Source organism: Phormidium sp. FACHB-1136 (assembly GCF_014697375.1).
Lineage (GTDB): Bacteria > Cyanobacteriota > Cyanobacteriia > Phormidesmidales > Phormidesmidaceae > Nodosilinea.
Window position 1 is genome coordinate 1 of sequence record NZ_JACJRS010000238.1, and the last position, 2,081, is coordinate 2,081.

Sequence of the window (2,081 nt, forward strand, 5' to 3'; positions counted from 1 at the left end):
GCTTCTGAAGCTCTTGCTTTTCCTCTGACGTTAGATAGTTTCTGACTCCCATGGCTTATTCCAGAATTTTAATGTATTATACGCAGTTTAGATGACTAACAGCTTACCCAATAAAAGGTGAGCCGCTATCGCTTTGTGTGCGAGTTGTTATCCGGTTTCTGTGATGTCTCTCGCAACACAAGCCCACTCATCAATCCAATCCACACCTGATAGCTACGCCACAATCAAGCAGATGGCGGCTATTCTAAATGACGCTGGATTTATGCTGGCAATGTTACTATTCATCCATGGCGATGGCGCACAAATCAGCACTGAGCAGTTCAAGTATTTCACTGGCCCTGTGATTTTTGGCAAGTCTGACCAAGCTTGGGATTTGCCCCAGGAAACGACCAAAAAATTAGTTAAAGCGGCTCGGTTAGAACGGTTTTGGTTAATCCTTGACGAACTGTCTGGACGAGCTAAACCCGACCAAACCTGCACCGCCGCAGAGCTGGTCTGTGCCATTCAGCCCTACACCCATGTCGCTCCCTTAAGTGCCAACCTAGCCACCATTTGTGTCAATGCCTTTGGCCAAGTGCTGGAGGCTCACCCCGAACTGTTTCCTGCTGGAGATGCCAGTCAATTTAAGCGGGACATCACCGACCCTTACGAATTGAGAGATTTGCAACTCACGATTCGACGCAAGGTGGCGGCGCGGGGCCATAACCCCATGGCAAGCCGACCGGAACCCGACCAACCCGAAGCACCGCAAGTCCACCAAATCAGCCTGTTCTAGTCACCTCTGAAGGTGCGCTGGTCGGGCGGCACCACCCAAAGCGCACAGGCTCCCGATTCAGCCACCTCTCCTTCAATCGCCAGGGCCACACCCTGTTCAGAAAGCTGGTTTTGGCAACGGCCATTGAGCACCAGGTTGCGGTTCCAAGACCACAAATCCTGAGCCCGCTGACCTTCATCGCTCATGGCCCACCGCAAGGCCTCGGCCTGTTCCTGATCCAGGCGAACATTGCCCGTCACCAGGGGAGGCCGTTGGCTGTACCCCAGCGTTCGTCCGAGCCAGAAGAAGGCACCTCCCACGACCAAGATACTAATTGCTGCAATCGTCAGGTTGGCGGCGTTGATGGCGCTCTTAAAGGTGTTGAGCGAACTCACGAACAGCAGGCGGTTCAGAAGGGCCGTGATTTTGTCTCGCTGGTGCTGGATGGCTCCCGCCGCCGAAGCATTGATGACATCAACGGCCCTGTCACATTCTTCCTTGAGCACTGAGCGAAACGCCTGCTCAAGCTCCTGGGGCCGATGGCGCAGCAACGCCTCCAGCCGCCCCGTACTGTAGAGAATCGAAAACAGCGGATCATCAGGCCCCACCCCGCATTGGGTCGCCACCTGATACACCGTCTGCTTGAATTCAGGGGTTTGATCTTGAAGAGCTAGGTCAAACCGGGTGAGGTAGTCGCCCATGGCCTCTAGCTGCTGTCGCTCATAACGTTCCTGCAAACGACGCAACACCCAAACAATTTCTTCTGGGCTGTACCCCTGACAGACGGGCGAGCCTTCTTGAAACAGGGTCCAAATCGCCGCCGCTTTCTCTTGCTTGAGCCGTTGTCGGGCTTGCTCGGCTAAGGCAGGCGGCACCCGAGGCGCAGGGACATAGTGGTAACGCTCATCCCCTGGTGGATCGGGCGGCTCTGTATCAACCAACTCACCGTCTCGTCCTTGAGCGATGAGTTGCATCAAGCCCTGGAGCGTGGAGGCTTCCGTGGTCGGTCGTTTCGCCTGAAACATGCCTAACCCTTGTGACCGTTAGAGATGAAAACTTGAGCAGACCCCTCACCCGGCCCCCAGGAAACAAGCGCCTCAGGATCATCGGCATTGACGATTTCATATTCGCCCCCTAGGCCCAGTTCGTCGTAGGTCAGCGAATCGTCATCCGGGTCTGACAGGTCATCCATCCAATCACCATTTTCAGCTTGATACATCCCACTCCTGTCCTCAGCCTCATCGACGGGTGGACTAGCATTCAGACCGTCAGATCCGACAGAAACATCAGGCTTAGCCTCAGGCTTAGCCTTGGACTTAGGTTCAGT

3 protein-coding genes are annotated in these 2,081 nt (G+C 54.9%); 1 reads left to right on the top strand and 2 read right to left on the bottom strand.

All coding sequences use genetic code 11. The annotated features are described in order from the left end of the window. Nucleotides 1-262: 262 nt before the first annotated feature. On the top strand, nt 263-775 hold the full coding sequence (locus tag H6G62_RS26970) for a hypothetical protein (RefSeq protein WP_190500898.1): 513 nt from the start codon (nt 263-265) through the stop codon (nt 773-775). Here the strand turns inward: H6G62_RS26970 and H6G62_RS26975 are convergent. Further along, nucleotides 772-1,779, bottom strand: a complete 1,008-nt coding sequence (locus tag H6G62_RS26975; RefSeq protein WP_190500899.1) for a DUF6753 family protein — start codon at nt 1,777-1,779, stop codon at nt 772-774. The two genes, H6G62_RS26970 and H6G62_RS26975, sit on opposite strands and share 4 nt — an antisense overlap. Nucleotides 1,780-1,781: 2 nt before the next feature. Continuing rightward, the coding region (locus H6G62_RS27585; RefSeq protein WP_206755667.1) for a hypothetical protein at nt 1,782-2,081 on the bottom strand (300 nt) is incomplete at its 5' end.